At 66.8% G+C, this 25,807-nt stretch carries 22 protein-coding genes and 1 other RNA gene; 8 read left to right on the top strand and 15 right to left on the bottom strand.

From position 1 onward, the window contains the following. Window positions 1-10 precede the first annotated feature (10 nt). The gene (locus HNR60_RS14635) at window positions 11-670 is read right to left on the bottom strand and encodes a TetR family transcriptional regulator (protein WP_184258702.1); all 660 of its coding nucleotides are present in this window, start codon (window positions 668-670) and stop codon (window positions 11-13) included. Window positions 671-922: 252 nt separating this feature from the next. On the opposite strand from HNR60_RS14635, the gene HNR60_RS14630 reads away from it, so the two are divergent. Further along, window positions 923-2,464, top strand: a complete 1,542-nt coding sequence (locus HNR60_RS14630) for an acyl-CoA synthetase (protein ID WP_184258700.1) — start codon at window positions 923-925, stop codon at window positions 2,462-2,464. 9 nt (window positions 2,465-2,473) lie between these two features. Here HNR60_RS14630 and murD read toward each other — a convergent pair whose 3' ends face one another. The 7 genes from murD to rsmH form a co-directional block, all read right to left on the bottom strand. Then, complete coding sequence (gene murD, locus HNR60_RS14625; protein ID WP_184258698.1) at window positions 2,474-3,889, bottom strand: UDP-N-acetylmuramoyl-L-alanine--D-glutamate ligase; 1,416 nt, start codon at window positions 3,887-3,889, stop codon at window positions 2,474-2,476. Window positions 3,890-4,064: 175 nt separating this feature from the next. Beyond that, window positions 4,065-5,150 carry a phospho-N-acetylmuramoyl-pentapeptide-transferase gene (gene mraY / locus HNR60_RS14620; RefSeq protein ID WP_184258696.1) on the bottom strand — a complete coding sequence of 362 codons (1,086 nt, stop codon included), beginning with the start codon at window positions 5,148-5,150 and terminating at the stop codon, window positions 4,065-4,067. 11 nt (window positions 5,151-5,161) lie between these two features. After that, window positions 5,162-6,601 carry a UDP-N-acetylmuramoylalanyl-D-glutamyl-2,6-diaminopimelate--D-alanyl-D-alanine ligase gene (locus tag HNR60_RS14615; RefSeq protein WP_184258694.1) on the bottom strand — a complete coding sequence of 480 codons (1,440 nt, stop codon included), beginning with the start codon at window positions 6,599-6,601 and terminating at the stop codon, window positions 5,162-5,164. Further along, window positions 6,598-8,055: a UDP-N-acetylmuramoyl-L-alanyl-D-glutamate--2,6-diaminopimelate ligase gene (locus HNR60_RS14610; RefSeq protein ID WP_184258787.1), complete on the bottom strand. Its 1,458-nt coding sequence runs from the start codon at window positions 8,053-8,055 to the stop codon at window positions 6,598-6,600. The genes HNR60_RS14615 and HNR60_RS14610 overlap by 4 nt, the downstream gene beginning before the upstream one ends. A 119-nt stretch (window positions 8,056-8,174) precedes the next feature. Beyond that, complete coding sequence (locus tag HNR60_RS14605; protein WP_184258785.1) at window positions 8,175-9,923, bottom strand: penicillin-binding transpeptidase domain-containing protein; 1,749 nt, start codon at window positions 9,921-9,923, stop codon at window positions 8,175-8,177. A 2-nt stretch (window positions 9,924-9,925) separates the two neighbouring features. Next, the gene (ftsL, locus tag HNR60_RS14600; RefSeq protein WP_184258692.1) at window positions 9,926-10,306 is read right to left on the bottom strand and encodes a cell division protein FtsL; all 381 of its coding nucleotides are present in this window, start codon (window positions 10,304-10,306) and stop codon (window positions 9,926-9,928) included. Continuing rightward, window positions 10,306-11,298, bottom strand: a complete 993-nt coding sequence (gene rsmH, locus HNR60_RS14595) for a 16S rRNA (cytosine(1402)-N(4))-methyltransferase RsmH (RefSeq protein ID WP_184258690.1) — start codon at window positions 11,296-11,298, stop codon at window positions 10,306-10,308. The genes ftsL and rsmH overlap by 1 nt, the downstream gene beginning before the upstream one ends. A 583-nt stretch (window positions 11,299-11,881) precedes the next feature. Here rsmH and HNR60_RS14590 point away from each other — a divergent pair. From HNR60_RS14590 to HNR60_RS14575, 4 genes are all read left to right on the top strand, one after another. Further along, window positions 11,882-12,748, top strand: coding sequence for an N-acetylmuramoyl-L-alanine amidase (locus HNR60_RS14590; RefSeq protein WP_184258687.1), 867 nt, complete (start codon window positions 11,882-11,884; stop codon window positions 12,746-12,748). A 45-nt stretch (window positions 12,749-12,793) separates the two neighbouring features. Then, an RNA gene (gene rnpB, locus HNR60_RS14585) (RNase P RNA component class A) lies at window positions 12,794-13,224 on the top strand. Between the two features lie 68 nt (window positions 13,225-13,292). Then, window positions 13,293-14,399: a RuBisCO large subunit C-terminal-like domain-containing protein gene (locus tag HNR60_RS14580; protein ID WP_184258685.1), complete on the top strand. Its 1,107-nt coding sequence runs from the start codon at window positions 13,293-13,295 to the stop codon at window positions 14,397-14,399. After that, window positions 14,386-14,886, top strand: coding sequence for a cupin domain-containing protein (locus HNR60_RS14575; protein WP_210313554.1), 501 nt, complete (start codon window positions 14,386-14,388; stop codon window positions 14,884-14,886). Before HNR60_RS14580 ends, HNR60_RS14575 begins: the two co-directional genes overlap by 14 nt. Window positions 14,887-15,062: 176 nt before the next feature. Here the strand turns inward: HNR60_RS14575 and HNR60_RS14570 are convergent, their stop codons facing one another. Then, window positions 15,063-16,658, bottom strand: coding sequence for a DHA2 family efflux MFS transporter permease subunit (locus HNR60_RS14570; RefSeq protein ID WP_184258681.1), 1,596 nt, complete (start codon window positions 16,656-16,658; stop codon window positions 15,063-15,065). Window positions 16,659-16,704: 46 nt separating this feature from the next. Then, complete coding sequence (locus HNR60_RS14565) at window positions 16,705-17,928, bottom strand: HlyD family secretion protein (protein ID WP_184258679.1); 1,224 nt, start codon at window positions 17,926-17,928, stop codon at window positions 16,705-16,707. A 164-nt stretch (window positions 17,929-18,092) separates the two neighbouring features. Between HNR60_RS14565 and HNR60_RS14560 the strand changes: the two genes are divergently transcribed. Further along, window positions 18,093-18,749 (top strand): TetR/AcrR family transcriptional regulator, encoded by a 657-nt coding sequence (locus HNR60_RS14560; RefSeq protein WP_184258783.1) that lies wholly within the window; start codon window positions 18,093-18,095, stop codon window positions 18,747-18,749. Here the strand turns inward: HNR60_RS14560 and HNR60_RS14555 are convergent. After that, a complete protein-coding gene (locus HNR60_RS14555; protein ID WP_184258677.1) occupies window positions 18,734-19,906 on the bottom strand; it encodes an extensin-like domain-containing protein in 1,173 nt (390 codons plus the stop codon). The two genes, HNR60_RS14560 and HNR60_RS14555, sit on opposite strands and share 16 nt — an antisense overlap. 152 nt (window positions 19,907-20,058) lie before the next feature. Here HNR60_RS14555 and HNR60_RS14550 point away from each other — a divergent pair, with 152 nt between their 5' ends. Next, window positions 20,059-20,304, top strand: a complete 246-nt coding sequence (locus tag HNR60_RS14550; protein WP_184258675.1) for a hypothetical protein — start codon at window positions 20,059-20,061, stop codon at window positions 20,302-20,304. 991 nt (window positions 20,305-21,295) lie between these two features. Here HNR60_RS14550 and HNR60_RS14545 read toward each other — a convergent pair. The 4 genes from HNR60_RS14545 to HNR60_RS14530 all read right to left on the bottom strand — a co-directional run bounded on the left by HNR60_RS14545 (window position 21,296) and on the right by HNR60_RS14530 (window position 24,745). After that, entirely contained in the window at window positions 21,296-22,087 is a 792-nt protein-coding gene (locus tag HNR60_RS14545; protein WP_184258673.1) for an ABC transporter ATP-binding protein, read from the bottom strand. Beyond that, entirely contained in the window at window positions 22,081-23,130 is a 1,050-nt protein-coding gene (locus HNR60_RS14540) for an ABC transporter permease (RefSeq protein WP_184258672.1), read from the bottom strand. Before HNR60_RS14540 ends, HNR60_RS14545 begins: the two co-directional genes overlap by 7 nt. After that, complete coding sequence (locus HNR60_RS14535; protein WP_184258669.1) at window positions 23,108-24,199, bottom strand: ABC transporter substrate-binding protein; 1,092 nt, start codon at window positions 24,197-24,199, stop codon at window positions 23,108-23,110. The genes HNR60_RS14540 and HNR60_RS14535 overlap by 23 nt, the downstream gene beginning before the upstream one ends. Before the next feature lie 225 nt (window positions 24,200-24,424). After that, window positions 24,425-24,745 carry a hypothetical protein gene (locus HNR60_RS14530; RefSeq protein ID WP_347339347.1) on the bottom strand — a complete coding sequence of 107 codons (321 nt, stop codon included), beginning with the start codon at window positions 24,743-24,745 and terminating at the stop codon, window positions 24,425-24,427. Between the two features lie 309 nt (window positions 24,746-25,054). Between HNR60_RS14530 and HNR60_RS14525 the strand changes: the two genes are divergently transcribed. Further along, the gene (locus tag HNR60_RS14525; RefSeq protein WP_184258666.1) at window positions 25,055-25,774 is read left to right on the top strand and encodes a L,D-transpeptidase; all 720 of its coding nucleotides are present in this window, start codon (window positions 25,055-25,057) and stop codon (window positions 25,772-25,774) included. Window positions 25,775-25,807: the final 33 nt, after the last annotated feature.

Here is a 25,807-nt window from a genome sequence, read left to right as displayed (position 1 = left end):
GCGTGGGCCGCTAGCTGACCGCCCGCTCCGGCCGCAACAGGCCGTCGAGGATCAACGTCTCCATGTGGGCGATGTAGTCGCGGCAGACCTGATCGGTCACCGGGCCGACGCCGATCGCGCGCGTCATCGAGTGGCGGCTGAAGAACAGGTGATCGCAGGCGCCGACCAGGCTGGTGTAGAACAGCACCGGATCGACGTGGCGGAATTCGCCCGCGGCAACGCCCTGCGCCAACAGCCGGCGCTGGAAATCCAGCAGCGGGCCGACGAAGAATTTCGACACCTCGTCGGCGGCCTCGCCGCCGCTCTCGTGCAGCATGTAATGGATCAGCCGGTTCATGTAGGGAAACTGGTGATAGGTCTTGATGATCCCGGCGATGTGCAGCCGCATCTTCGCCGAGGGCGAGATCGGCTGCGCCAGCAGATATTCCAGATTGGCCATCTCGGTGACGGCGTCGCGCTCGAGCAGCGCCAGCATCAAGCCGTCCTTGTTGCCGAAATGATATTTCACCAGCGCGGCGTTGACGCCGGCCTTCTCGGCGATGTCGTGCAGCGACACGTCGATGGAGTTGCGCTCGGTCATCAACTCGCCGGCCGCCACCAAGAGCCGATCGGCCGTGGTGGTCTTGCCCGACGGCAACCGATGCATAACGCTGGTACTCAGATGAGGCATTCCAATTCCAAATCGATCAACGTGATGCGCACATAATCCGATGTTGCGGCGAAGCTCAAGTGTTTTAATTGACCGATTGACTAAAAGCTAATTGGCCGATTAACTCCGCCTATCATCCAGGCACAGACCGGAAATGCCGCCTGCAGGTCAGGACCTCCGCCGAACCACTCGGCCCTGCTCGCGGTGCGCGAATTGACCCCCGCCGACACGCCACGAGCGGAAACATCCGCCGTCTTCAGGGAGGACATGCCGATGACCCACCCCTCGATCCTTGCAAAGACCCAGCCCGACAAGATCGCCTACCAGATGGCGGGATCGGGCAAGGCCCTCACCTATCGCGAGCTGGACGAGCGCTCGAATCAGGGCGCGCAGCTGTTCCGCGCGCTGGGCTTGCAGGCCGGCGCGCATATCGCGCTGTTGCTGGAGAACCGCCTCGAATTCATGGAGATCTGCTGGGCGGCGCAGCGCTCAGGGCTCTACTACACCGCGATCAGCCGCTATCTGACGCCGGACGAGATCGGCTACATCGTCAAGGATTGCGGCGCCCGCGTCGTCATCGCCTCGGCCAAAGGCGTCGCCACGCTGGCGCCGCTGCTCGCCGAGTTACCCGAGGTGGCGTTCTTCAGCGTCGACGAGGCGCAACCGGGCTTTCGCTCCTGGCACGAGGCGCTGGCGACTCAGCCGGCAACGCCGATCGCCGACCAGGTCGCAGGCAGTGACATGCTGTATTCGTCGGGCACCACCGGCCGGCCGAAGGGCATCAAGCGCGGCTTCGAGAACAATCCGATCGAGCTGCCCAATCCGTTCCTGAAGATCCTCTGCGCCGGGATGTGCGGCATGAGCGCCGACAGCATTTATCTCTCGCCGGCGCCGCTGTATCACGCCGCGCCGTTGCGCTTCAACATGATGGCGATCACGCTCGGCGGCAGCTCCATCATCATGGAGACTTTCGACGCCGAGGCGTTCCTGGCGCTGGTGGAGAAGCACAAGGTCACGCAGTCGCAGCTGGTGCCGACCATGTTCGTGCGGATGCTGAAGCTGCCGGAAGAAGTCCGCGCGCGTTACGACGTCTCCTCGCTGAAGGGCGCGATCCACGCCGCGGCGCCCTGCCCGATCGACGTCAAAGCCAAGATGATCGAGTGGTGGGGGCCGATCCTGATCGAGTACTACGCGGGCTCCGAGGGCAACGGCGTCACGGTGTCGAATTCGCAGCAATGGCTCGGCCATCGCGGCACCGTGGGGCGGCCGGTGGTCGGCCAGATCAAGATTTTGAACGACAACGACGAGGAACTGCCGGCCGGGCAGATCGGCACGGTGTATTTCGCCGGCGGGCCGTTGTTCAGCTATCACAACGATCCGGAGAAGACGAGCCGCGCGTTCAACGCCCGCGGCTGGTCGACGCTCGGCGACGTCGGCTATCTCGACGCCGAGGGTTTTCTGTATCTCACCGACCGCAAGAGCTACATGATCATCTCCGGCGGCGTGAACGTCTATCCGCAGGAGACCGAGGACGTGCTGCTGACGCATCCCGACATCGCCGACGTCGCGGTGTTCGGCGTGCCGAACGAGGAGATGGGCGAAGAGGTCAAGGCGGTGGTGCAGCCGCGCGACATGGCGCTGGCGGGGCCGGCGTTCGAAGCCGAGCTGATCGCCTATTGCCGGCAGAAGCTGTCGCCGATCAAATGCCCGAAGAGCGTCGACTTCGAGGCCGAACTGCCACGCACGCCCACCGGCAAGCTGGTGAAGCGGCATCTGAAAGACCGCTACTGGCCGAACAAGGCGTGTGCGGCGTGAGCAATTCCCTCACACCACCGGCACGACATGCGGCAGCGCGGTGACCAGTTCGCGAAACCGGTTGCCGCGGATTTCGAAATTGCGGAACTGATCGAACGACGCGCAGGCCGGCGACAAGAGCACCACCGGGTCGACCAGCTCGGACGCCGCGGCGTCGCGCGCGGCGTGCGGCACCGCGACCTCCAGCGTCTCGCAGATCTCGTACTCCACCTTGCCCTCAAGCGTCGCGGCGAATTCCTGCGCGGCTTCGCCGATCAGATAGGCCTTGCGGATCTTCGGAAAGAACCCGGCGAGGCTGTCGATGCCGCCGGTCTTCGGCTTGCCGCCGGCGAGCCAGAAGATCTCCTCGAACGAGCCCAGCGCCTTGGCGGCGGCGTCGGCATTGGTGGCCTTGGAGTCGTTGACGAACAGCGTCTCGCCCTGGCGGCCGACCTGCTCCATGCGATGCGCGAGACCCGGGAAGCTGCGCAGCCCTTGCTGCAAGACGTCGCGCGAGACACCGAGCGCCAGCACCGCGGCGGCGGCGGCGGCGGCGTTCTGGGCGTTGTGCGCCCCGCGCAGCGAGCCGATGCCATCGATCCGCGCAAGCTCCTCGCGCGCGCCGTCATGGACGCGATAGATCACGTTGCGATCCACCACGATGCCGTCGGCGAGCGGCCGCTTCACCGACAGCCGCAGCACGGTGCGGTCGGGAAACTTGCGGCCGCCCAGCGCGACGCGCTCGGCAGCGGTGGCGCTGAAATCGTCGTCGACGCCGACGATCGCGGTGCCGCCGTTCTGCACCCCGGCGACCAGCCGCTCCTTCACCGCGGCGTAGTGCTCGATCGAACCGTGGCGATCGAGATGATCCTCGGTGACGTTGAGCAGGATGCCGACCGACGGATCGAGCGAAGGTGTGAGATCGATCTGATAGGACGACATCTCGATGACATGGACGCGGCCGTCGGCCGGCGGCTCCAGCGACAGGATCGCGGTGCCGATATTGCCGCCCATCTGAGTGTCGAAGCCGGCCTGCCGCAACAGATGCGCGATCAGCGCCGTGGTGGTGGACTTGCCGTTGGTGCCGGTGATGGCGACGAACGGCGCGTGCGGCGCGAGCAGCCTGCGCTCGCGGCAGAACAATTCGACGTCGCCGATCACTTCGACGCCGGCGGCCTGCGCCGCCAGCACGCTCCAGTGCGGCGCCGGATGGGTCAGCGGCACGCCGGGGGTGAGCACCAAGGCTGCGATGTTGCTCCAGTTCACGCTGTGCAGATCGGCGGTGATGAAGCCGGCCTGCGCCGCCTCGACCAGCCGGTCGATATTGTCGTCGCTGGCGACGACGTCGGCGCCGCCGTCCTGCAAGGCGCGGCAACTGGCGAGCCCGGAGCCGCCGAGACCGAATACGGCAACCGTCTTGCCGGCGAAGGATGTAATGGGGATCACAGGACAGCTCCAATCAAGACCACGGCCAACGCCCCGCCCTCATCCTGAGGAGCGCGCAGTTGCGCGCGTCTCGAAGGACGAGGGAGGCCCGATCCTTCGAGACGCGGCCCTACGGGCCGCTCCTCAGGATGAGGCCGCGCGTGCGGCACAGTTCGTATCATCATCTGGGATCTATTCACCGCAGCTTCAGCGTCGACAGGCCGGCGAGCGCCAGCATCACCGCGATGATCCAGAACCGGATCACGATCTGCGGCTCGGTCCAGCCCTTCTGCTCGAAATGATGGTGGATCGGCGCCATCTTGAACACCCGCTTGCCGGTGAGCTTGAACGACGCCACCTGCACGATCACCGACACCGCCTCCAGCACGAACAGCCCGCCGATCACCGCCAGCACGATCTCGTGCTTCACCGCCACCGCGATCGAACCGAGCATGCCGCCGAGCGCCAGCGACCCGGTGTCGCCCATGAAGATCGAGGCCGGCGGCGCATTGAACCACAGAAAGCCTAAGCCCGCGCCGAGCAGCGCGCCGCATAACACGGATAATTCGCCGGTGCCGGCGACGTAATTGATTTGCAGATAATCCGCGAACACCGCGTTTCCGGCGAGATAGGAGATCAGCCCGAAGCTCGCCGCGGCGATCATCACCGGCACGATGGCGAGGCCGTCGAGGCCGTCGGTGAGGTTCACCGCGTTGCCGGCGCCGACCACGATGAAGGCGCCGAACGCCACGAAGAACCAGCCGAGATTGATCGCGACGTCCTTGAAGAACGGGATCACCAGCGAACTCGACAACGGGTCGCGGCCGAGCCGCACCAGCGCGTAGCAGGCCGCAGCGGCGATCACCGCCTCGATCAGCAGCCGCCAGCGGCCGGCGAAGCCGTTCTGGCTGCTCTGCTTGGTCACTTTCAGATAGTCGTCATAGAAGCCGACGAAGCCGAAGCCGAGCGTCACCGCCAGCACGATCCACACATAGGGGTTGAGCGGGTTGGCCCACAGCACGGTGCCGACCACGAGACCCATCAGCACCATCAGCCCGCCCATGGTCGGCGTGCCCTTCTTGCTGAGATGCGATTGCGGACCGTCGCTGCGGATCGGCTGGCCCTTGCCCTGGCGCAGCCGCAGATTGTCGATGATCCAGGGGCCGCACAGGAACACGAACAGCGCTCCCGTCACCATCGCGCCGCCGGTGCGGAAGGTGATGTAGCGAAACACGTTGAACGCCGGAAACGCGCTGGAAAAATCGATCAGCCAATAAAGCATGCAAGCCGCCCTTACACCGCAGCGTCGCTGAGCGCAGCATTGCCGGGATAGCGCCGCTCCAGCGCGGTGACGATGGTTTTCATGCGCGAGCCGAGCGAGCCCTTCACCATGATGACGTCGCCGCCGCGGATCGCGGCGATGACCTGTAATTCGAGCGCGGCCGCAGTCTCTGCATAGCCGCCGCGCTTGCCGGGGGAAAGCGCGTCCCACAATTGCCGCATCAGCGGACCGCAACAGAACACCGTGTCGATCGCGTTGGCCTTGACCGCGTCGTTGAGGCCGCTGTGCAGCTCAGGCCCGCGCGGTCCCAGTTCCAGCATGTCGCCGAGCACCGCGATGCGGCGGCCGTGCGGACCGACCGCGGCCTGGCCGAGCACGTTGAGCGCCGCAGCCATCGACGCCGGGTTGGCGTTGTAGCTCTCATCGATCAGCGTCGCCTCGCCATGGGCGACCTGCAACGCGCGGCGCACGCCGCGCCCCGCGGCGGGCTGCACCTGCGACAGCGTCAGCGCCGCCAGCGCCAGATCGGCGCCGACCAGCTCCGCCGCGGCCAGCACCGCCAGCGAATTGATCGCCATGTGGCGGCCGGGGATGCCGAGCTTGTAGGTGACGTCGTCGCCGAAGATCGCCGCGCGCACCGCCGAGCAGTCCGCCTGCAGCGCAATGTCGAGCAGCCGGGCGTCGGCCTTGGGGTCGGCGCCGAACGACACGATGCGGCTGATGCCGAGCGATTTGGCGCGTTTGCGCAGACGCGCGAATTGCGGATTGTCGCGGTTCAGCACCACGGCGCCGTTCGGCTCCAGCCCTAAGAAGATTTCCGCCTTGGCGTCGGCGATCGCCTCGACGCTGGCGAAGAATTCCAGATGCACCGGCTCCACCGTGGTGATGATCGCCACATGCGGCCGCACCATCGCCACCAAGGGCTCGATCTCGCCCGGATGATTCATGCCGATCTCGAACACCGCGAATTTCGCCGAGGCCGGACAGCGCGCCAAGGACAGCGGCACGCCCCAGTGATTGTTGAACGACGCGACCGAGGCGTGGGTCTCGCCCTGCGCGGCGAACACCGCGCGCAGCGCCTCCTTGGTCGAGGTCTTGCCGACCGAGCCGGTGACCGCGACGACCTGACCGCCGAGCCGCGTCCGCGACGCGCGCGCCAGATCGCGCAGGCCGTCGAGCACGTCGTCGACCACCAGCAGCGGCGCGTCGGCGGGGAATTTGTCGCGCTGCGCGCGCTCCACCACCGCGAGCGCGGCGCCGGCATTCAGCGCAGCGGCGACGAAATCATGGCCGTCATGGACATCGCCGTGAATCGCGAAGTACGCGTCGCCCGGGGAAAGCGTGCGGCTGTCGATCGAGAGGCCGAGGATCGCGTCGGGCAGCGCGCCGCTCGCGGTCGCGCGCATCGCCTCCGCCATCGCCGAAGCCGTCCAGAGGGGCATCTTATTCATGCAGCACTCGATGAAAGGGCCGCCGCGGCGGCCTCGTGATCGCTGAACGGCAGCACCTGGCCGCCGATGATTTGTCCGGTCTCGTGGCCCTTGCCGGCGATCAGCAGCGCGTCGCCGTGCTGCAGCGCGCCGATCGCTGTGCGGATCGCTTCGGCGCGGTCGCCGATCTCGGTGGCGCCGCGCGCCGCCGCCATGATGGCGGCGCGGATCGCGGCGGGATCTTCACTGCGCGGATTGTCGTCGGTGACGATGACGCGGTCGGCCGCTTCGGCGGCGATCGCGCCCATCAACGGCCGCTTGCCGGCGTCGCGGTCGCCGCCGGCGCCGAACACCACGATCAGCTTGCGTCTGGCGTAAGGCCGCAGCGCCTGCAAGGCTTTCGCCAGCGCGTCGGGCTTGTGCGCGTAGTCGACGAAGATCGGCGCACCGTTGCGGTCGCCGACCAGTTCGAGTCGGCCCTTGGCGCCTTCGAGATGCTGGAGTGCCGCGAACACCTGCTCGGCGTCGCCGCCGGTGCCGATGACCAGACCGGCCGCGATCAGCGCGTTCTCGATCTGGAATTCGCCGACCAGCGGCAGCCGCAAGCCGCGCTCGCGGCCGCGATGCTCGATGACGAGGCGCTGCGCGAAGCCGTCGATGCTCGCGGCGCGCAGCTTGATGCTGTCGGGCCCCTCGGCGTTGCGGCCGATCGCGATCAGCCGCAGCCCGCGGGCGCGCGCGGCGGCGATCACCGCGGCGGAATGCTCGTGGTCGGCGGAAATCACCGCGGCGCCGCCGTCGCTCACCAGGTCGGTGAACAGCCGCAGCTTTGCCGCAAGATAATGCGCGACGTCGGGATGGTAATCCATATGGTCGCGCGACAGATTGGTGAAGCCGCCGGCGCCGATCCGCACGCCGTCGAGCCGGAACTGATCGAGCCCGTGCGACGAGGCCTCCAGCGCCAGATGGGTGACGCCCTCGCCGGCGATCTCGTCGATCTCCCGATGCAGCGCGATCGGGTCCGGCGTGGTCAGCGAGCCGTAGACGTTGCGATGCGGGGTGACGAGGCCGATGGTGCCGATGCTGGCCGCCGCAAAGCCGAGCCGCTGCCAGATCTGCCGCGTGAACGCGGCGACTGAGGTCTTGCCGCTGGTGCCGGTGACCGCCGCGATGGTGGCGGGCTGGCGCGGGAAAAAGCGTGCCGCAGCCAGCGCCAGCGCGCGGCGCGGATTGGCCACGCGCACCAGCGCGACGCGACAGTCGTTGTCGGCAAGCTGCTCGCCGACAACCGCCACCGCGCCGTTGGCGATCGCCTGATCGACGTAGCGCGCGCCGTCGGTCTTGGTCCCGGCCAGCGCGAAGAACACGTCGCCGGGCATCACCGCGCGGCTGTCCGACGCCACGCCGCGGACCTCGATCGCGGCGGCCTCGGCGGCCATCGCGGCATCATCGCTGAAAAGCTCGCGGAGCTTCATATTCATCCAGTCCGGCGCATGCGAACAACCGACGTCCCAACGGTCCCGGAGCTTTTAGCGCAACCAGACCCCAGCGCAACCGATTGCGCCCTCTCCGCCGGCCTCGGCCGGTGGAATCACTATTGAGTGACCTTCGATGCCGCAAGAATGAGGCGGTCGGACGGCGGCAGATCGAAACGCGGCTCGATTCCCAACAGCGGCGCGATGCGGGCGATCACCTTGCCGCCTGCCGGTACCGCATTCCAGCCCGAGGTGATGAAGCCGTGGGTTTCCGGCAGCGCCTTCGGCTCGTCCAGCATCACCAGCACCTGAAACTGCGGATTGTCGGCCGGCAGAATCGCGGTGAAGGAGTTCAGCACCTGCTTCTTCGAATAGCGGCCGCCGACGACCTTTTCGGCGGTGCCGGTCTTGCCGCCGATATAATAGCCCTTGGCGATCACCTCGGCCGATTTGGCGGTGCCGATTTCGGCGTTCAGCCGCATCAGGTAGCGGATCTTGTCGCTGGTGTCCTTGCGCACCACGCGCTTGCCGATCTCCAGCGCCTCCTGCTCGGTGCGTTTCAGGAAGGTCGGCGGAATCAGATAGCCGCCATTGACCATGGCATTGATGCCCATCACCGCCTGCAGCGGCGCCACCGCGATGCCGTGGCCGAAGGAAATGGTGATGGTGTTGAGCTCGCTCCAGCGCTTCGGCACGATCGGAGCTGCGCTTTCCGGCAATTCGGTGCGCAGCCGATCCATCTGGCCGACCTTTTTCAGGAACGCCTTGTGGGCCTCGACGCCCTGCGCCAGCGCGACGCGGGCCGCGCCGATGTTCGACGAGTAGGTGAAGACCTCGGTCAAGGTGATGGCGCGGCCGAGATTATGGGTGTCGTGGATCGCGAACTTGCCGAAATGCAGCGCGCCGCGGGCGTCGTACAGTGTGTTGAGATTGGCCTTGCCGGAATCCAGCGCCATCGCCAGCGTCAGCGTCTTGAAGGTCGAGCCCATCTCGTAGACGCCGGTGGTCAGCCGGTTGATGCGGTCGGGGTCGTGCGCCTCGCGCGGATTGTTCGGGTCGAAATCCGGCAGCGACACCATCGCGACGATCTCGCCGGTGCGCACGTTGGAGACCAGGCCGGAGGCGGCCTTGGCGCTGTATTTCTCCTTGGCCTTCATCAGCTCGTCGCGCAAGGCGTGCTCGACCCGCAGGTCGACCGCCAGCTCGACCGGCTTCTGCAGCCGGTCCGAGGCGAAGCCGGCGCGATGCAGGTCGGCGAGGCCGTTGGTGTCGAGCCATTTCTCGATGCCGGCGATGCCCTGGTTGTCGATGTTGACGAGCCCGATCAGATGCGACACCGCGGGGCCGGACGGATAGACCCGCTTGTTCTCGCGCAGGAAGCCGACGCCGGGCACGCCGAGCTTGCGGATTTCCCGCTGCTGCAAGGGGGTGATTTCGCGCTTCAGCCAGACGAAGCCTTTTTTCGACATCAGCCGGTCGCGGACTTCGCCGGTGTCGAGATCGGGCAAGGTCGCGGTCAACAGCTCGATCGCCTCGTCCTTGTCGACGATGCGGCGCGGCTCGGCGAACAGCGACGGCGTCTTGACGTCGGTCGCCAGCACTTCGCCGTTGCGATCGACGATGTCGGGCCGCGCGGTCGCCACCGCGTCCTGGGCTGCGGCGCGGCGGCCGCTATGGGTGTCGCCGACCACCGCGATGGTGACCAGGCGAAATCCGATCACCGCATAGATCGCGCCGAACGCCAGCATCGCGAAGCCGACCCGGGCCCGCGCCTTGACCGCGCGGTCGACGTCGCGGCCGTACAACAGGCCGCGGATCAGCCGCTGTCGCCAGGGCTCCGTCGGCTTCGGCTTGGAATTCGGTTGAATGCTCACCGCCCCACCTCCGGCGCCGGCAACGAGCCGGTGATGATGTCGGGATCGATGGTGTCGATCATCGCCCCGATCGAATCGGATTCGCTGGGATTGGCGAGATTCGGCGGCCGCTCCGGCAGGTTCTTCAAGGAATCGAATTGCTGCGCCGACACCGGCTTCAGCTTCAGATGCCGCTCGGCCAGCCCCTGCAGCCGCAACGGCGCGTCGAGCTTGGCCCATTCGGCGCGCAACACCGCGATCGCCTCGCGCTGCTCGCGCACCTCGGCCTGCAGCCGCAGCACCCGCTCGGTGCGCGCGGTGGATTCCATTTTGATCTGGTAGACATAGGCCGCGGCGAACAGCAGCGCGCCGATCACGAGAAGATGGAGCAGCCGCATCAGCGCCTCCCCATCACAGTATCGAGCGTCGGCCAGGCCGGCAGGTCGCCGCCGGCATGGGCCGGCGCCGCGGTGCGTTCGCCGGCGCGCAGCTTGGCGGAGCGCGCGCGCGGATTGCCGGCGAGTTCAGCGGAACCTGCGGTGATCGGCCGCTTGGTCAGGATCGCGAAGCTCGGCGCCTCCTGGTCGAGCTCCGGCCGATGCCGCGAACCGCCGCCGGTCTTGCCGCGGGCGTTGAAGAAATTCTTGACGATGCGGTCTTCCAGCGAGTGGAACGAGACCACGACCAGCCGGCCGCCGGGCTTCAGCACCCGCTCGGCGGCGGAAAGCGCCAGATGCAGCTCGTCGAGCTCGGCGTTGACGAAGATCCGCAAGCCCTGGAACGTCCGCGTCGCCGGATGGATTTCGCCGGGCTTGGCGTGCACCACCTTGGAGACGATATCGGCGAGCGCCTTGGTGGTGGTGATCGGCGCATTGGTGCGGGCCGCCACGATGGCACGCGCCACCGCGCGGGAATGCCGCTCTTCGCCGAAGATGTAGATGATGTTGGCGAGTTCGGCCTCGGAGGCCACCGCGATCACGTCGGCGGCGGAGGGGCCGCTCTGCCCCATCCGCATGTCGAGCGGCCCTGAGAGCCGGAACGAAAAGCCGCGCTCGCCTTGGTCGAGCTGCATCGAGGAGACCCCGACGTCCATCACCACGCCGTCGACGGTCTCGGCGCCCTGCGCGGCGCAGACTTCGGCGAGGTTGGAGAAGCGGTCTTCCACCAGCGTCAGCCGGCCGCCCGATCGCTCGACCAGGTCGAAGCCGCCGGCGATCGCGGTGCGGTCGCGGTCGATGCCGATCACCCGGCTGCCGGGGGTCGACAGGATCATCTGCGAATAGCCGCCGGCGCCGAAGGTGGCGTCGACATAGACGCCGCCGTCGCGCGGCGCCAGCAGGTCGACGGCCTCCTGGCCGAGCACCGGAATATGGCGGGACGGCTCGCTCATCGGCGCGGCCCTGCAGCCGCGTGGGGCCGCAATCCGGGTCGCCCCGGCCATTGCGTGATGCCGCGTCCGCGGCGGCTGCCCCAATCCGACATCAACCAGCCCATTCCACCCGTGATTTCCAAGCCTTGATCCATGCCTTGCCGCCGTCCCCGCGGCCGCTGGCAAGGTCGCGCGACCGACCAATCGCGCGCGCGCATCGATCCCGAGGCCCGGGCGACGTGCAGGCAAACCCGGCGCGCCGCATGGAATTGCATCGGTGACCATGGCTCGGGCGTCAAAAGGGCCTCGGCCGACCCCACCGGGCTCGGCTCTTCAGCATTGAGTAACGTCACTTAGCGTTAAGAAACCGTTGACGGGACCGATCGGATTGAAGCTGCCGAGGCGGGCGTTTGGCGTCCCCGTCAGACTTGCCGTCGACGCGGAACGGTATGCGAGTGGTGCAGAGCGTCCACACTCCACAGAAAATGGCATCATCCTGTCACGCAACCGTTGCACCGCGACTCCCGGCTCCGGATAGTAGGCGCGAGCAGCCGGTGGGCTGCAGGGCATCGCTGCCGTCCTCCTGCCTGGATTAGGTTGTCCCATGCTCTCAGCTCCGTTTGCAGTTGCACGACCAGATCCGAAGCGTCGACGGTCCCTCCCCGTCCCCAAGGGCGTCGCTGAGATGAAGACCTTTACCCCGGATTCATCCGTCGTCTCCGACGTGATTCCGTCGCCCAATCATGGCGAGCGGAACAAGGCCCGACTGCCCGACATGATCGTGCTGCACTACACCGGGATGCCCGATGTCGAAGGCGCGCTGGCGCGGCTGTGCCAGGCCGGCACCGAGGTGTCGGCGCATTACGTGGTGCTGGAAGACGGCAGGATCATCCAATGCGTGCCGGAAGCGCGGCGCGCCTGGCACGCCGGCGTCGCCTCGTGGGCCGGCGAGGAAGACATCAACTCCTGCTCGATCGGCATCGAAATCGTCAACCGCGGCCACGACTGGGGCTATCCGGATTTTCCGCTGCGCCAGGTCGCAGCGACGATTGCGCTATGCCGCGGCATCATCATCCGGCGCGGCGTGCAGGGCCACCGGGTGCTGGCGCATTCCGACGTGGCGCCGTCGCGCAAGAAGGATCCCGGCGAGAAATTCCCCTGGCAGTCGCTGTCGGATTCCGGGGTCGGGCATTGGGTGCCGCCGGCGCCGATCGTGCGCAGCGACGCGCTGAAGCTCGGCACCGACGGCGACGAGGTGATGGCGCTGCAGCGGGCGCTGGCCGACTACGGCTACGGCCTGACGCCGAACGGCCGCTACGACCCCGCCACCGCCGAGGTGGTGACCGCGTTCCAGCGGCACTTCCGCCCACAGCGGGTCGACGGCATGGCCGACGCCTCGACTCTGGCAACGCTGCAGAAGCTGCTCGACCGCCGCCGCGAGGCGCCCACGGTCGCCGCCAGGCAGCTGTAACGGCAGCCTTGACGCGGCGGCGCGAAGCCCGCATGGCTTCTCGCGTCAGTCGGCCGGACGGCCGCTCTCGCTACGGTCGAAAGGCTGCGAGGGAGGAAAGTCCGGGCTCCATCGACATACGGTGCCGGATAACGTCCGGCGGGGGCGACCCCAGGGAAAGTGCCACAGAGAACGAACCGCCCGGCGAAGTCCGCAAGGACGAAGCCGGGTAAGGGTGAAAAGGTGCGGTAAGAGCGCACCGCGTTTCCGGCAACGGAAACGGCAGGGTAAACCCCACCGGGAGCAAAACCGAATAGGGACGGCATCGCGGACAGTTCGCTTTCGGGCGATAACTCCGCAGGGCGATGTCAAGCTCGCCGTCCGGGTAGGTTGCTAGAGGCAGCGTGCAAACGTTGTCCCAGAGGAATGGCCGTCGCGTATCGCTCGTGCAAGCGGGCGGTGCCCTCCAGAACCCGGCTTACAGGCCGGCTGATACTTACGAACGAGGGGTTCGGCGCAACACGCCGGGCCCCTCGCCAGTTCGTGCCCTGCGAAAGCAAGCCGGATGACCGAGCCGCGCATCATCGCCACCTATCACATCGCCAGCGACGCCGACCGCATCGAGCAGCGCGCGCAGGGGCTCGCCATCGAGCAGAGCGTCGAATGCCCGCTGGAGGCGATCGGCGATCCGGCCATTCTCGATACAATCGTCGGCCGGGTCGAGGACATCGTCGAGTTGCAACCCGGCCGCTATGCGGTGCGCGTCGGCCTTGCGGCGGCAACCGCGCCTGCCGAGCCCGGCCAATTGCTCAACATGCTGTTCGGCAACAGCGCGATCCAGGACGACGTCGCGCTCGCCGACGTCGCATTGCCGGACAGCTACCTCGCGGCGTTCGGCGGGCCGCGGGTCGGCCTCGCGGGGATCCGGGCGCTGACCGGCGCATCGCAGCGCGCCCTCACCGCCTCGGCGCTGAAGCCGCAGGGGCTGTCGCCCGCGGCGCTGGCCGGCATCGCCGAGCAACTGGCGCGGGGCGGCGTCGATCTGATCAAGGACGATCACGGCCTCGCCGACCAGGCCTTCAGCCCATTCGCGGCGCGCGCCGTGGCGGTCGGCCAAGCGGTGCGCGAGGCCAATGCGGCGAGCGGCGGTCGTACGCTCTATGCGCCCAATATTTCCGGCACGCTCGACGACATGCGGCGGCAGCTCAGCATCATCCGCGAGGAAGGCATCGGCGCGCTGCTGGTGGCGCCGATGATCGTCGGGCTTTCGAACTTCCACGCGATTGTGAAGGAGGCCGCGGGTCTCGTTGTCGTGGCGCATCCGGCGATGGCGGGTGCGGTCAAAATTGCTCCGCCGCTGCTGCTCGGCAGGCTGTTCCGACTGCTCGGCGCCGACGCCACGGTGTTTCCGAACTACGGCGGCCGCTTTGCTTATTCGACCGACACCTGCCGCGCGCTGGCTGCGGCGTCGCGCGATCCCTGGGACCAACTGAATGCTTGCATGCCGGTGCCCGCGGGGGGCATCATGCTGCATCGCGTCAATGAGTTGCTGCAGTTCTACGGACAGGACGTGATGCTGCTGATCGGTGGCAGCCTGCTGGCCGCGCGGGAGCAGTTGACCGAACAAGCGTCACGATTTGTCGATAGGGTTGCCAGCCATGGTCAACGATAGAACGACGACGTACGGCGAAACCGAACGACAGTCAGAACAACCTGGCGTGCGCGCCGCGGCCGGCCCCGGCCGATGGCAAGACGTCGAGTTGATGGCCTACAAGCAGGACGACGCGGCGCCGTTCCGTTCGGTGACGCGTCAGGTGCTGTTTTCGGATCCGCGGCTCGGCTGCGAGTGGCGCTATTTCGAAGTCGCCGCGGGCGGTTATTCGACGCTGGAGCGGCATCACCACGTCCACGCCACCATGATCCATCGCGGCCGCGGCCAATGCCTGGTCGGCGAGGTGATCAGTGACGTCGCGGTGGGCGACCTGGTGTTCATCCCGCCGATGACCTGGCATCAGTTCCGCGCCAATGCCGGCGAGATCCTGGGCTTCCTCTGCCTGGTCAACGCCGACCGCGACCGGCCGCAACTGCCGCGCTCCGACGAACTGGCGACGCTGCGCCAGAACAAGACGATCGCGGAGTTCATCGGCGCGGAGGCGTAATTCAGCGTCGCCTCACTGCAACAACCACCGCCGTCATTCCGGGGCGCGAGGCCGCAGGCCAAGCGAACCCGGAATCTCGCTGCGCGGCCAGCATCTGGAGCGAGATTCCGGGTTCGCGCGAGCTTCGCTCTCGCGCCCCGGAATGACGGCGATTAATGATGGCGGCTGACGTGATCTCAATGCGCGTCCGGCGCGCCCATCGGGTTGCCGGGCTTGGCCAACAGCACCACAAGCGTGCTGAGCCCGATATACATCACCGTCATCAGCAGGAACGAATCCGCAAAGCTCATCACCACCGCCTGGCGGTGCACGATCTGGTTGAGCTGCTTCATCGCCATCAATGACGCGTCGCCGAGGCCCTGGAAGCGCTGGGTGAAGGTGTGGAGCAGATCGACCGCCTGGGCGTTGCCCCAGGTCACCTTGTCGTGCAGCCGCGAGATGTGGAAATCGGTACGGTCGTCGAGCGCGGTGTTGAGCGCGGCCAGCCCGACCGCGCCGCCGAGATTGCGCATCAGATTGAACAGCCCGGAGGCGTTCTTCAGCCGCGCCGGCGCCAGCGTGCCGAGCGCCACGGTGTTGACCGGCACCATCGCCAGCATCATGCCGACGCCGCGGCAGATCTGCGGCCACAGCAATTCGTAGAAGTCGTAATCCCGCGTCATCCAGGTCATCTGCCAGGTGCCGAACGCGAACAGCAGCATGCCGGCGGCGATCATCAGCCGCATGTCGACCTTCTGCATCAGCCGGCCGACGATCGGCGCCGACAGGAACATCGCAACGCCGGAGACGAACATGGTCTCGCCGATCATCAGCGCGCTGTAGCCGCGCACTTCGGCGAGATAGCGCGGATACAGATAGGTCAGGCCGTACAGCCCGATGCCGACCACGAAGGCGAACATGCAGCCGAGGCCGAAATTGCGGTTGGCGAAAGTTCTGATGTCGACGATCGGCTCGTGCGCGGTCAGCACCCGCCAGAAGAACGCCACCGCCGACAGCACGCAAACCACCGCGAAGATCGCGATCGAATCGTCGTGGAACCAGTCGTTGCGCGGCCCCTCCTCCAGCACGTATTCCAGCGAGCCGAGGAAACCTCCCATGAAGGCGAGCCCCCACCAGTCGAAGTGGTCGAGCAATGCGAAATGCGGCTCGTCGAAATCGACCAGCAGCAATACGCCGATAGTGATGCCGATGCCGGGCACGACGTTGATGAAGAACAGCCAGTGCCACGACATCAGGTCGGTGATGTAGCCGCCGATGGTCGGCCCCACGGTGGGCGCCAGCGTCGCCACCAGCCCGATGATCGGACCGACGATGTGAAACTTGCTGCGCGGAAACACCGTGTAGGCGGAGGCGAACACGGTCGGGATCATGCCGGCGCCGACGAAGCCTTGGATCGCCCGCCACAGGATCATCTGCTCGATCGACGAGGTGAAGCCGCACATCAGGCTGGCGCCGGTGAAGCCCGCCGCCGAGATCGCGAACAGATAGCGGGTGCCGAGCGCGCGCGACAGGAATCCAGACAGCGGAATCGCGATCACTTCGGCGATCAGATAGGCGGTCTGCACCCAGGAGATTTCGCTGGAGCTCGCCGACAAGCCGGCCTGGATGTCCGACAGCGACGCCGAGACGATCTGGATGTCCAGGATCGCCATGAACATCCCGAACACCATGATCAGAAACGCCAACAGCCGCATCGGCGCGATGTGATCCGACGCCACCGGCGGGGCCGGCGGCGCGCCGGCGGCGGCCGGGGATGCGGTGGTATCCGACATGAAGCAGTCCGGGTTGATGATGGCGCTTTAAGCTGCGCCGACGCTGTTAGTCCTTGGTGTTGACGGTGACGTAGACCGACATGCCGGCGCGCAGCATGTTCTCCCGCGCCACCTCGGCCGGCACCTTCACCCGCACCGGCACGCGCTGCACGATCTTGGTGAAATTGCCGGTGGCGTTGTCGGGCGGCAGCAGCGTGAACACCGCGCCGGCCGCCGGCGACAGGCTGTCCAGCGTGCCTTCGATGTGCCGGTTGCTGAAGGCGTCGACCGAGATCTCGACCTTCTGGCCGGGCTTCAGCCGGCGCAGCTGGGTCTCCTTGAAGTTGGCGTCGATATAGACGTCGTCGAGCGGCACCACATTGCCGAGCCGCTGCCCGGCCTGGATGAAGTCGCCAGTGTTGACCAAGCGATTGGAGAAGATGCCGTCGACCGGGGCGCGCACGATGGTGAAATCGAGATCGCGCTGCGCCTTGGCCAGCGCGGACTGCAACTCCACCAGTTGCGCGCGGGCCTCGAGCTGCTGCGCCTTGGTGACTTCGACATTGTCGCTGGCCGCCGCATAAGCCGCCTGCGCCGCCTGCACCGCCGCAGCGCCCTGGTCGCGGCCGGCCTGCGACACTTCGAACGTGGCGCGCGACGCAAAACCCTTGGTGCTGAGCGCCTGCTGGCGATCGAAATCGAGGCCGGCGCGCTTCGACGCGGCGTCGGCAGAGGCGAGCTGCGCCTTGGCCTGCTCCACGGCGCTTTGCTGCGCAATGACCTGGCGGCCGATCCGCTCGATGGTCGCCTGTTGCGTCGCGATCTTGGCGCGCGCCGAATCCACCGCGATCCGATAATCGCCGTCGTCGATCCGGAACACGACGTCGCCTGCGCGGACCTGAACGTTGTCGCCGGGCAGGATCGCGGCGAGATGACCCGACACCCGGGCGCCCAGCGTGGTGTTGTTGGCCCGCACATAGGCGTCATCGGTGCCGACCATGAAGCGGCCGACCAGCATGTAGTTGACGCCGAAATAGATCGCGGCCAGCGCCAGCAAGGCCGCGACGCCGAGCCCGATCAGCTTGCGCTTGTTGGACTTGCCGGACGCCGGGCGCGGCGCGACCTCGGCCACCGCCTCGGTCGGCTCCTGCAGCGGCGCTTCGGCGCGCGGCGACGCCGTCTGCTCCGGCTGCGGGCGAAGCGGATCGTGGGCAGGCGCTGCGACGCGCGCCGGCACGCCGTCGGCATCGGTGTCGACCGGCAGAATGCGGGCAGTCTGGCTTCCGGCCATCGCAGGCTCCTTGGGCAATTTTGATGGAGGCGGACGCAACCGCCCCTGCACGAAGCAAATTACCATTGACCGAACGGTTCGGTCAACGTAGATTCTTATTCTCGATGGTAAGGAAATCCCCCTTCGAAATCGTTCAGAAGGCCGTCTCAGCGGACAAACCAACCATGGTGGCAGTTTCCAGCTCGCACGCCGGCTCTCCCGGTGAAGACGACAGCGCCAAACGCCGGCAGATTCTCGACGGCGCGCGCGCGGTGTTTCTCGAGCTCGGCTTCGACGGCGCCAGCATGGGAGAGATCGCGCGGGCAGCCGGGGTGTCGAAGGGCACGCTCTATGTCTATTTCACCGACAAGAGCGCGTTGTTCGAAGCCATCGTCGCCCGTGAAGTGCTCGAACAGTCCAAGATCGCGTTCAACTTCGATGTCGCCCGCGACACCCCCTCGACGCTGCGGGATTTCGGAATGGCCTATATTCAGTTGTTGTGCCGACCGGGCGGCGGTTCATCGATCCGCACGGTGATGGCCATCGCCGAGCGCATGCCGGAGGTCGGGCAGCGCTACTACCACAATGTGATCGCTCGGGTGATCGATCGGTTGGCGAACTATCTCGAGCAGCGCGCCGGCCTCGGCGAGCTGGCCATCGACGACTTCCACCTGGCGGCATCGCAATTCATGAAGTGCTGCCAGGCCACCTTGTTCATGCCGTTTCTTTTTAACGCCAAGCCGTCCCCCTCTGCCGAGGAGATCGCGCGGGTCGTCGACAGCGCGATCCGGATGTTTCTCGCCACCTATCAGGTCAAGCGCGACGACTACTCGTCTTCGTAATCGTCGTCGCTGGCCGGCTTGTGCCGCGGCGGCACCTTGTGAGCGCCCAAAGACCCTGTGGTTGAAGGCGAACTCGACGCATAGGGGTTGCGCTGCTGGGCCCGCGCCGCGACCTCTTCGCCGGACACCGCGGCCGGCTGGCAGATGATACGGCGGCTCGAGCGGCGCATCAGATCGACGTGGATGTGATCGTAGTGGAACACGTTGGAGCCCGGCGCCAGCACGGTGTTGAACACCTGACAGGCCGAGCCTTGCACGTCGCGCAGGAAGCCCTGCTCTTCCGGAAGTCCCTTCCAGCCGTCCTTGACTGAAATCCGCCGGCCGTCGGCGAGCGTAAAGGCGGCGATGTCGAGCGCGTTGCCGAAAGCGTGTTCGGAAATATGCGCGCGCGAATTGCCGTTCATGCCGCGGCAGGAATAGGCGGAGATCTGCTTGATCTCGACGACGCGGACGCCGAACCAGCGCACCGCCGCGGGCTGCACCGCATCCGCCAGCCATTTGTCGAGCGCCGAGACGATCGGACAGGCCAGCGTCGCCACCGGCTTCACCGCCACCGGACCGACCGCGCCGGTGACATTATTGTCCGGTCCGGGACCGAGCCGCGGCTGCGAATAATCTTGTGGCAAACCTTGGGCAGCGCCGCGATCGGCCGAATAGCCGCCGCCTGCGGCCGCCGCCGGGCGATAACGTGCCGGTTCCATGCGCTGCGCGGCGCCCTCGGGCGGCAGCTCGATGTCTTCGGCCGGCTGCGCGACGCCGGGCGGGTTCAGCGTCATCGGTCCGGCGGCGGATGGGGATTGCGATTGCGGCGCCCGGGTCACCGGATAGGCGCTTTGCGAGGAGCGCTGCGGGTTGACCGGCCAGCGCGGCTGGTTGCCGCCGATCGCGCCGGGCGGCCGCAGGTCGTCGGCAAAGCCGAGACTGGCGCTTTCGCCCAACGCTGCGACCTTCAGCGGAAACTCGGCGCCGCAGACCCCGGGACCGGAGATCGGATCGATCCGCACCAGATCCTGGGTCTCCTTCACCGCGCCGGATTTCAGGCAAGCGATCTCGGCCTCGGCGCGCCAGGGCTCGCGTTCGGCTTGATACCGACCGCAACCAGCCATCGCAACGAGGACGAAGGAGCCGACGAGATACAAACAAACTCCGCGCGTCATTCGCGCACAATCGAACAACTTGTTTAACGATCTGTTCGTGGCGCGCGTTCATCGCCGGTTAACCATCGCGGCACTGCCGTTAAGGTTGAGCGGTTAGGTTAAGTGCATCTACGCGTTGACGGCGCGGCCGGCGCGGCGCACACGACGGCATGATGATCGACGACGACGACCGCTATCAGCTCGACGCGCAGGGCAACCGCGTGCTGATCGGGCTCACCGTCGAGGAGACCGCGGAGTTCTTCCGGCTCGAGGACGCGATCGCCGAGTCCTGCCCGCGCTCACAGCTCGCCGGCGACGACTGGTCGCTGCCGGAAGACGGCCGCTGGCTCGAATTGTTCGAAAAACACGAATCGGCGCGGCGGCCGTTTCTCAACGTCGACCACAAGACCAAGCATTGAGCGGGCGAGAAAAGCGCCGCAACTCACCACGTGGCATCGAGCCATTAGCCCGCATGAGCGCTGCGATATGCGGGAGACAGCGGGTGTTGCGCCAGATACCAAGAAGACTGTCATTCCGGGGCGCGAGTTCGTCAGAACGAGCGAACCCGGAATCTTGCTGCGGGTGCAAGCCTCCGCCACGTGTTGCGAGATTCCGGGTTCGCGCGCGGCTTGCGCCGCGCGCGCCCCGGAATGACGGCTCTTAGCGGGGAGACGCCGCGACGAGGAGTCCCGGATATCGCTGCACTCATCCGGGCTACGGGTCACTGCTAACTCAGCTCACCACGTTGCATCGAGCCAGTAGCCTGCATGAGCGCAGCGATATGCGGGAGACAGCGGGTGGTTGCGCCCGATACAAAGACGACTGTCATTCCGGGGCGCGAGTTCGTCAGAACGAGCGAACCCGGAATCTTGCTGCGGGGTGCAGGCCTCCGCCACGTGTTGCGAGATTCCGGGTTCGCGCGCGGCTTGCGCCGCTCGCGCCCCGGAATGACGGCTCTTAGCGGGGAGACGCCGCGACGAAGAGTCCCGGATTTCGCTGCGCTCATCCGGGCTACGGGTCACTGCTAGCTCAGCTCACCACGTGGCATCGAGCCATTAGCCCGCATGAGCGCTGCGATATGCGGGAGACAGCGGGTGGTTGCGCCCGATACAAAGAAGACTGTCATTCCGGGGCGCGAGTTCGTCAGAACGAGCGAACCCGGAATCTTGCTGCGGGTGCAGGCCTCCGCCACGTGTTGCGAGATTCCGGGTTCGCGCGCGGCTTGCGCCGCGCGCGCCCCGGAATGACGGCTCTTAGCGGGGAGACGCCGCGACGAAGAGTCCCGGATATCGCTACGCTCATCCGGGCTACGGGTCACCGCTAGCTGGATTCCGGGTTCGCTTGCAGCTTCGCTGCTCGCGCCCCGGAATGACGGCTTTCAATTTGGGAGCGTCGACCCGCTAACTCATCTCACCACGTCGCATCGAGCCCGAGCAGGCCGAGGATCTGCTGACGCAGCTCGGCGAGATAAGCGTCGCCGCGGTGCCGCGGATACGGCGTATCCACCGTGATGTCGGCCTTGATGCTGGCCGGCCGATCGCTGAACACGATGACGCGCTGCGCCAGGAACAGCGCTTCCTCGACGTCGTGCGTCACCAGCAGCGTGGTGAAGCCGTTGCGCTGCCACAGCGAGACGATCTCGGTCTGCATGCTGAGCCGCGTCAGCGAATCGAGCTTGCCGAGCGGCTCGTCGAGAATGAGGATCTGCGGATCGTTGACCAGCGCACGCGCCAGCGAGACGCGCTGCGCCATGCCGCCGGACAATTGATGCGGATAGGCGTTGGCGAAACCGCTCAAGCCCACCAGCTCGATCGCGGCGTCGACGCGGGGGCGCTGGCTCTTGATGATGCCCTGCGCCTCGAGCCCGAGCGCGACGTTCTTCCACACCGTGCGCCAGGGAAACAGCGTCGGATCCTGAAACACCACCACGCGCGACGGATGCGGCCCCTTGATAGGACGGCCGTCTTCGGTGAGAGACCCCGAGCGTGGCGGCTCGAGACCTGCGACCAGCCGCAGCAAGGTCGACTTGCCGCAGCCGGACGGCCCGAGCAGCGCCACGAATTCGCCGGGCTTGGCATTGAGCGAGACGTGATCCAGCACCGGCAGCAATTTGCCGTCGATGTCGAAGTGATGGCTGACGTCGTCGATGTCGAGCGCGGCGCCGGCGAGCGGTGCCTCCTGTTTCAGCGCCAGCGCTACCATTTCACGACACCCTTCTGCCAGATCAGCAATCCGTCGCGCACCCGGAACAACGCCGTGATGGCGCCGGAGCACAGTAGCGACATCACGATCAGCGCCGCATACATGTTGGCGTAGGCGGCCCAGCCCTGCGCCCATTGCAGATACCAGCCGAGCCCGGCCTTGACGCCGATCATCTCCGCCACCACCAGCACCGCGAACGACGCGCCGAGCCCCATGAACAGCCCGACGAAGACGTGCGGCAGCGCAGCCGGAATCGCCACCTTCAGCACCAGGAACGACGGCTTGGCGCCGAGCGTACGCGCCACGTCGTAGTAAGCGTTGCTGACGCTGGCGACGCCGGACCAGGTCAGCACCGTGACCGGAAAGCCGGTGGCCAGCGCGATCAGGAAGGTCGAGGCGCTCCAGCTCGACGGAAAGGTGAAGAACGCAATCGGCAGCCAGGCGGTCGCCGGCAGCGGGCCGATGAAACGCAGGATCGGATGAATCCAGTAGCCGACCGCGACCGACCAGCCGATCGAGACCCCGGTGACGAAGCCGAGCAGCGCGCCGATGGCGTAGCCGCCGAGTTGCAGCTTGACCGAGGCCCAGACGCTGGCCGCAAGTTTCGGCAGGTCGTCGGTGTAGACCTCGACGATCGCCTGCGGCGGCGGGAAGAACGGCAGCGGCAGCCAGCCGAATTTCGCGGTCGCCAGTTCCCACACCGTCAGCAGCAGCCCGAGCAGCAGCAGCCACGGCGCGCGTTTGCGCAAGCCCGCGCCGACGCGGCCGAACCACGGCGCGCCGAGGCTGAGGATCGCGATGGCCGCCGCAATGCCGAGCGCCGCGGCGCCGACGTTGCGGGTCTGCGACCAGTCGCCGGCCTCGACGTCGGGCAGCAGCAGCGACACCAGCCCGAACGCCGCCCAGGCAAGCCCTGCGAGCAATCCGGTCGAGCCGGCCAATAGCGTCGCCAGCGGCGGCCAATTGGCGCCGGCGAAAGCGGCGCCCTCCTCGGCCGACTGCGGCAGGGTGAATTCCGAATTAGACGCCGAGGACATTGGCATAAATCCTTTCGGCGAATTTCGCGGTGTCGGTCGACGGCTTGAACACCGAGACCAGTTTGAGATCGTCGGCGTAGCCCTTCAGCTCGCGCTTCAACTGATCGCCCGCCGGGTGATGATGATGGGTGTGGTAGCGCACCAGCGACCGTAGATCGTCTTCGGTCGCAGTCTTCGGCGCATAGGGCAGATACGACGCCGCGGCCTTGTCGGGATTCTGCGTGATGAACATCGCCGCATCGCGCAGGCCGACCGCGATGCCGCGCGCCACCTGCGGCTCGTCGCGGATCAGGCTGCCGCGCACGCCGACGATGCAGCAGGAGATGTCCTTGTAGGGGCCATCAAGATTGGAGCCGATCTCGCGGAACGCGCCGTCCTTGAGCCAGAGATAGGCGATCGGATCGGACGCCATCAGCGCCTGCACCTCGCCCTTCTCCACCGCGAGCCGCAAGAGATTGCCGGGATATTGCCGCCACTCCACCTCGGTGATCGGGTCGATGCCCTGCTTGGCGAGCTGGATCGAGAAGAAATTCTTGTCCGGCCCGGTGAGATCGCCGACCGCGACCGTCTTGCCCTTGAGGTCGGCGACCTTGGTGATGCCGGAGTTCACCGGCGCGATGGCGCGCAGGCAGCCGCCATGCGTCCCGGTGACGATCTTGACGTCAAAGCCCTGCTCCAGCGGCTTCAGCCAGCGCAGCGCCATGCCGATGCCGGCGTCGCTCTTGCCGGTGGCGATCGCCTCCAGCAACTGATCGGTGGCGCCGGAGAAATTCACCAGCTCGACGTCGAGATTCTGCTTCTGGAAGAAGCCGTGGTCGATCGCCACCGGCAGCGTGACGCCGCAGATCGCGTTGGCGTTCCAGGAAATCTTCAGCTTGCGCGGCGCGCCGGTCGGCGCCGGGGCTTCCGACGAGGCGCGGCAGATCGGAAATTCGGAGAAGTCGATCGCGGGCGCCGGACGGCCGGGGAAGGCGCTAGCGCCCCACACCCCGAGCGGCGCGGCCAACGCCGCGGCGGCACTGCCGCGGAGCAAGGCACGGCGGTTGAGCACCGCCTTGTTATCAGTGGTCGGCATCGCGGTCTCCAGTTTGCAGCATCGATCTGCCGCAAATGATGGGGCCGGCGAATAACTTCCGTCAACGAAATGGAATTTCGAATTTGGTGCGACGCAAAGACGGTTCGTCTCGCATCCTCAGCGCCGGCAGATCACGCCGTCTCGCGTAGCATGATGTCACTTCGCGTCGCGGCGGCGAGAGATTTTCTGTCTCGCGCGACGAGCGATGGGGGACGGCGCGTGGCGCTAGTAGCCGTAGTCGTCGATATAGCGGTCGAACGGACCCGGCGGCAGCGTCTGCTGCCATTCACCGACCGAGGCATAGCCGGGGCCGCAGCCGCCGCAGCCCTGCACCGGGACCAGATGCCGGACGTAGTTCGGCGGCGCCTGCACCCAGACCACCGGCGGCGCCTGCGGGATCCGCGGCATCGGGGCGGCGTAATACATCGGCGGCGGCGCGCGGCGCACATAGCGCGGCTGATACGGCGCCGCCATGTAGTCGGCGGCGAATGCCGAGGTCGACGCCAGCGCCGCAATGGCTGTGACGCAATACTGGAGCTTGTTCACGGGCGTTCTCTCGCGTCGGAAGGACGATGCTGCGGCCACCCTGGCGCAAGAAGGTAAAGGAACGTTTGCGATCCGGCCGGGCCGCGCCGTCGATGAACCGATTGCTAATTCGAGCGCACGAAACTGCGGCATCCCGCCCAAAGCTTGGCAACGCTGTTGGCACAAAGGTGGCCGCGACGACACAATTCCGGCGCCAATGAAACCATTTCCCGCCATCGACAACAACGTCCGGAAACCATTGCGGCCTATCTCTGCAACCAACGAAGCGCCGCAAGGGCGCTCACAGGGCGCTCAAAACGGAGACAGGTCATGTTCAAGTCCGCTCATCCCAAGCTCGCTGGTGGCAAGTTGACGTCCCGCCGCAGCATTGCCTCGCTCGCAGCCCTGGCGATCGGCGTCGCCGGCTTTGCCGGCCCGGCCGCCGCCGCGCCGCTGCCGCTGTTCCCGTTCCTGCCGCTGCCGATGCTGCAGCAGCCGATGCAGCCCGCGCCGCAGGCCGAGGCCGTTCCGCAGGATGACGACGCCGTGGTGACCAACGAATTGCCGGCGCGGCTGCGCCGCCAGGTGGTGAACTACACGACGCGCGAGGCGCCCGGCACCATCGTGATCGACACCGGCAACACCTATCTCTATCTGGTGCTCGGCAATGGTCGGGCGATGCGCTACGGCATCGGGGTCGGCCGCGACGGCTTCACCTGGGCCGGCGTGCAGCCGATCACCCGAAAGGCGGAATGGCCGAACTGGACGCCGCCCGCCGAGATGATCGCCCGGCAGCCCTATCTGCCGCGCTTCATGGCCGGCGGCCCCGGCAACCCGCTCGGCGCCCGCGCAATGTATCTCGGCGGTTCGATCTATCGCATCCACGGCACCAACGCGCCCTCCACCATCGGCACAAGGGTGTCGTCCGGTTGCATCCGGCTGACCAATGCCGACGTCGCCGATCTGTATTCGCGGGTCAATGTCGGCACCAAGGTGGTGGTGCTGCCGATCGATCGTCGCGCCGACGCTGCGGAGCGCAGCCGCGGCTGATCACGCCGGATCGGGTGGCGCAAATAACGCCAC

It is taken from the genome of Rhodopseudomonas rhenobacensis (genome assembly GCF_014203125.1).
Lineage (GTDB): Bacteria > Pseudomonadota > Alphaproteobacteria > Rhizobiales > Xanthobacteraceae > Rhodopseudomonas_A > Rhodopseudomonas_A rhenobacensis.
Note: the sequence above shows the minus strand (reverse complement) of the source record. Positions and strands in the feature narration are given on the sequence as shown.